This is a genomic window from Phytoactinopolyspora endophytica (genome assembly GCF_004138495.1).
GTDB lineage: Bacteria > Actinomycetota > Actinomycetes > Jiangellales > Jiangellaceae > Phytoactinopolyspora > Phytoactinopolyspora endophytica.
The window spans coordinates 227,287-232,668 of record NZ_ML142855.1 but is presented as its reverse complement, the minus strand read 5'-3'; the positions used below and the strand labels follow the sequence as shown (position 1 = coordinate 232,668).

Here is a 5,382-nt window from a genome sequence, read left to right as displayed (position 1 = left end):
CGCGGCGTCAGCCTGGCCGGGAACCCGGTGTTCATCGACACGTTCTCCTTGAAGGTGATCATCAACGGTCAGACCCGTCATGGTGTGGCCAGGAGTTGATGATCATGGGGACGGGCGGGGCACGTCGACGCGGGCGACGACGTCGTCCAGCACGCCCTCGCTTGTCTCCCCTGCCAGCAGGGACTCCCGGGTCAGCACCATCCGGTGCGCCAGCACCGGACCGACCAGCCGCTGCACGTCGCTCGGGACGACGTAGTGCCGGCCCTGCGCCGCCGCGTAGGCCTGGATGCAGCGGACCAGGCCACGCAGGCTCCGGGTGCTGGCGCCGAGCCGCAGCCTCGGGTCCTGCCGGGTGGCGGCGCCGACCGCCCGGATGTAATGCAGGATCGGCTCGGCCACGTGCAGCCGCTGTAGCGCAGCGGCGTGCGCTGCCACCTGCTCCGGCGAGGTGACCGTGGCGACCGACGCCACCGCGCCGGCCCCGCTGCCGGGACGCAACACCTCCACCTCGTGCTCGCCGTCCGGATAGCCGATGGCGGTGCGTACCAGGAACCGGTCCAGCTGTGCCTCCGGAAGGCGGTAGGTGCCGTCCAGGTCTATCGGGTTCTGGGTGGCGATGACGACGAACGGGTCCGGGACCGTGTGGCCGACGCCGTCCACCGTCACCGTGTGCTCTTCCATCACCTCGAGCAGCGCCGACTGTGTCTTGGCCGCGGCCCGGTTGATCTCGTCGGCGAGCACCACGTTGCTGAACACCGGCCCGGGCCGGAACCGGATCTCGCCGCTCTGCGGGTCATACACGGAGGTGCCGGTGACGTCGGACGGCAGCAGGTCGGGGGTGAACTGCACCCGTCGGGACAGTCCGCCGAGCGCGGCCGCCAGCGAGCGGGCCAGCGTCGTCTTGCCGGTACCGGGCACATCCTCCAGCAGGACATGGCCGCCGGCGAACATCGCCACCGTGACCAGCTCGACCACGGCCCGCTTCCCGCGCAGGGCCGACTCGACGGTGTCCACGACCCGGCCGTGCAGTGTCCGGAACGCCGCGACGTCGGCTTCGGTGAGGGCGTCCAGCCCCGTTACGGTCATCTCTCAGTCTCCAGGATCGATCTCATCCGGCGCCGATGGGCGTTGTTCTCGTTGTCGAGGTTCATCAGTGGCCGCCGTCCGACGACGGGTCGCTCCGCGCGCTGCGCGACGACGGCGAGGCGCGCAGCCGGAGGGCACGCATGGCACCCGCGAGCCCTAACCCGGCGACGCCGGCCAGCGTCTGTGGCGACGCCAGTCCGCCACCGCTCCGTGCCGACTGCGAGTGCACCGCCGGCACGGTTCCGTGCTCGCGCCCATCGCTGGGCCACCGCTGCGACACCGGATCGGTGCAGATATTCGTGGTGGGGTCGCAGTACCCCCAGGTGTTCCGCGGCCACACCTCACCCGGCACCTCGGCAGACGTGACCCACGACCCGTTGGCTCGAGTCCGGATGTAGGCGGTCACGGTGCCACCGCCACCCGGGACACCGCCGATGTAGCGCTCCTTCGAGCCCTGCTCACACGGGATCGAGTCGGTCCCGTTCAGGCGGCCCGAGTAGACCAGCTCGCAGTCCGAGCCGTGATACGCCCACCCCTCGGGGATGCCATACCTCACCACCACCGGCACGTCGTACTCATACTCCCCCGGCTGCCTGCTCTCCACCCACGTCACGACGCTGTCGCCGTTCGAGGGCGGCGGCGGAGGCGGCGCGTCCACACTCGCCGTCGTCTCGTCCGCACCGCTCGAGCCGGCCTGGTTCTTCGCGGTCACGCTGACGCTCGCGGTGCCGCCGTCGGCGCACAGCGGCTGCCCGGAGCAGCTGAGGGTCACCGTCGCGCTGGTGCCCGACACCCCGTTGCTGCTGCCGGAGGCTCCACCGCCGCTGACGGCCACGTCGTAGGTCACGCTCGCACCGCCGTCGTCGGCCGGCGCCGCCCACGACACGTCGATCACGACGGTTCCCGCATCGGTCCGGTTCCGAGCTTGCGCGCTCACGTTCTGCGGCGCGCTGGGCGGCGTGATCTGCGGCGGTGGCGCATCCACCGTCGCGGTGGCCGTCCCCGCCGCTCCGGCGCCCTCGGAGTTGACCGCGCGGACCTCGACCTGCACCGAACCGCCGTCGGTGCACAGGCTCTGGCCGGCACAGTTGATCGTCAACGCCGCACTCGTCCCGCCGGAATCCGTGCTCGCGCCGCCCCCGGATACCCGGTACTCAGTGACTGCTGCACCACCGTCGTCGGCCGGCGCCGACCACGACACATCGACCACCACCGTCTGAGCATCCGTGCGATCCCGCGCCGACGCACCCACGTTCTCAGGAGTTCCCGGCAGCTCGGGGTCGGGCGCCGGCGGGGCAGACACCGTTGCCGTCGCCGTGCCGGCGTCGCCGCTGCCTTCGGAGTTGACGGCGACGACACTGACATTGACCGAGCCACCGTCGGTGCACAGGCTCTGGCCGGCACAGTTGATCGTCAACGCCGCACTCGTGCCGCCAGCGGACACGCTCTCCCCGCCGCCGGAGACCCGGTACTCAGTGACCGGCGCACCTCCGTCGTCGGCCGGTGCCGACCACGACACATCGACCACCACCGTCTGAGCATCCGTGCGATCCCGCGCTGACGCACCCACGTTCCGCGGCGCGCCCGGCGGGGTCTTCTCCGTCTCCATGACCGTGACGGGCGCGGTCACGTCGGACTCTGCCGTGCGGTCGTCGATGACGGCGTCCACCCGGAAACTGACCTCCGCCCCTTCCGCCAGCCCTTCGACGACGTAGTCCAGCCGCAGCGAGCCCACCGAGCCGACCTGCACCGGTTCCGCCACGCCGCCGACCTGAACGATCCGGTACTCGTCGGGTATCACCGCCGGGTTCGAGTTGCTCCAGGTCACGTCGACCGTTCCGGGTGTGTAGCTCTGCGCGGTCACGCCGGCCGGTGCCGCCGGGTCCGGAGTCTCACCTTGGACGTCGAACGGTGAGCTCCACTCCGATGCCGTCTGCTGGCCGTCCTCGCCGACCGACACCACCCGATACCGGATGCTGGTCCCGGGACGCAGGTCGGAAACCACCACGCTCGACGCGTCGGCGTTCACGGTCTCGCTCGGCCCGGCGTTGGGCTCGTCGGGCTCCACCCGGAACGAGTCCGGCGCCTCGGCCGGCGGGTCCCAGGTCACGACATACTCGCCGGCCGCTTCCCCCACCTGCACGTTGCTCGCCGGCTGCGGCGGGTCGACCTGGGGTTCCTCGTCCTCCTCGTCGCCGGTGCCGTCGTCAGCACCCTCGTCAGTGCCGTCATCCGTGCCCTCATCGGCGCCGTCGTCGGTACCGTCGTCGCTACCCGTGTCCGTGCCCTCATCGGCGCCGTCGTCGCTACCCGTGTCCGTGCCGTCGTCGCTACCCTCATCGGCGCCGTCGTCGGTCCCGTTCTCCGCACCACCGTCGGTGCCGGGCCCGTTGCTCTCATCGCCGCCGTCGCCACCCGGGCCGTCGCCACCCGGGCCGTCGCCCCAGCCGCCGTCGTCTCCCGATCCGCCGTCCCCGCGATCGTCTCTGCCGTCTCCACCGCCGGAGTCACGGTCCCGGTCGCCGGATCCCCGGTTGCCGTCGTCCGTCCCGCTCCCGCCGTCCCGCTCGGGAGCTCGGTCCCGGCCGTCGGAGCCCGGCTCGTTCCGTCCACTTTCCGGGGAGGCGTCGTCCGGTCCATCCCGGGCGTCATTGATCGACGAGCCACCCGAGCCGTCGGCACCCGACGGCGGCCGCAACGACGGCGGCAGCTGCGGCATGTCCACGTCCTCCGGCGGTGCGCTCGGATCGAACACCTCCGCATCGCCGCCTCCGACGTCGATCACCCGCGTCGAACCGTCCGGCTCGACCACCACGACCTGATCGCTGTCGGGTGTGGAGACCAGCAGCCTCCCGTCGTCCACCACAAGTTCCGGATCCTGCCCGTCCGGTGTGATGATGTCCGGTCCGGCCTGCATACCGTCGGATCCGAGAACGACGACCTTCCCGTCGCCAATGCAGGGCACGTATACCCGCTCGGAGAAGACCGCCGGCGCCCCAGGCTCACCACAGCCCAGCGCGGCGACGTTCACCTCGAGGACGTCCTCGCCGGAGACCATCGCGACGGTCGACGACTCCGGGAAAGACCCAGGCGACAAATCGGCCGGCGCCCCGGCCGCCACCACGACCGGGCCCGAGACCTCGAACAGCGGCGTCGCGAACTCCGCATCGGTGCCGAACTGGGCGACGACCGGACCCTCCGGCGCGAAGACGGTGACCCCCTCCTCGTGCGGGACAAGCCTCGACTCGGAACCCGCGTTGGCCACCGGCCGTGACGACTCCTCGATGAACCGCCTCGCCTGCTCCGAGTAGCGCAGAGTGACCAGGTCGGCGTCCTCGTCCAGCACCCAGACCTGACCGGTCTCGTCGACGACGACCTCGGCGAACGGCTCATCCCCCCGGTACGGCTCGCCGAGATCCTGCAGGGTCAGCGGATCGACCGCGCTCACGGTTCCCTGCTCCAGGTCGACGACGAACGCCTGCCCACCTCCGACCAGCACCTTGGTCTGCCCGTCAGCCGCCCCGCTGCGCTGTCCGCTCTTCGTCAAGGTGGCCAGGTCGATCGCGATGACCTCGCCGGTGGTGGCGTCGTCGATGATCAGCCAGCCGTCGCTCTGGGCGATGCCGAGCTGCGCGTCCCCCGCGGTCACCTGCAGCCGCGCCTCGGCCCTCCCGGTGACCGGGTTCACCTGCACCACCTGGCCGGACGAACTGTCGGTGAGCCAGGTGAGGCCGTCGAACATGTCCACGGCGGTACTGGCGACGCCGTTGCCCACGACCCCGCCCAGCACGAGCGCCGTCGCCACACCCGCGACTCCCAGCTCCACCGAACCGCGCTCCCACGCGCGGCGGGGTGACAGCCGAACCTTCTGCATGACGCGCCTGATCGCGTTCACGGTGTCTCTCCCTCTCCGGACGGTGCCGCCGACGCCGTGCTCTCGCCGACCTGAGCAGACACCTCCTGGACAACCTGGACGGCTTGGATGACTTGCACGGCGCCCGGCGTGCACAGCAGGCCACGCCCGGGGCCCGACAGCGGCTCCAACGTGTTCATCGGCACGGTGACCGAGACCAGCGTTCCGTCGGACATCTCCGGCGAGAGCAGGATGGCCCGGCGGAACCGGCGCACCATCGGGACCACGCTCGCGATGTGGCCCTTGCTGCGAGCCTCGTCCGGGTCCACCGCCACCACCAGCGCCGTCCGCATCGCCGCCGCGCGCTGGGCGAGCGCGGCCAGCGACTCCAGGGCGGCCCTCGCTCCGCCTGCACCGTCCCACCCGCGCTCCCACTCGTGCGC

General features: G+C 71.5%; 3 protein-coding genes. All 3 read right to left on the bottom strand.

Annotated elements, in window-relative coordinates; genetic code table 11:
* Positions 1 to 102: 102 nt before the first annotated feature.
* Positions 103 to 1,086, bottom strand: coding sequence for an AAA family ATPase (locus tag ELR45_RS15890; RefSeq protein WP_129667273.1), 984 nt, complete (start codon positions 1,084 to 1,086; stop codon positions 103 to 105).
* A gap of 64 nt (positions 1,087 to 1,150) precedes the next feature.
* Positions 1,151 to 4,981: a fibronectin type III domain-containing protein gene (locus tag ELR45_RS35285; protein ID WP_165367816.1), complete on the bottom strand. Its 3,831-nt coding sequence runs from the start codon at positions 4,979 to 4,981 to the stop codon at positions 1,151 to 1,153.
* Positions 4,978 to 5,382, bottom strand: a 405-nt coding sequence (locus tag ELR45_RS35280; RefSeq protein WP_165367815.1) for a hypothetical protein, incomplete at its 5' end; no start/stop codon positions are given. The genes ELR45_RS35280 and ELR45_RS35285, both read right to left, overlap by 4 nt.

Excerpts from the sequence above, each read along its gene's own strand:
- ELR45_RS15890 (WP_129667273.1), bottom strand. The coding sequence starts at position 1,086 with ATGACCGTAACGGGGCTGGACGCCCTCACCGAAGCCGACGTCGCGGCG.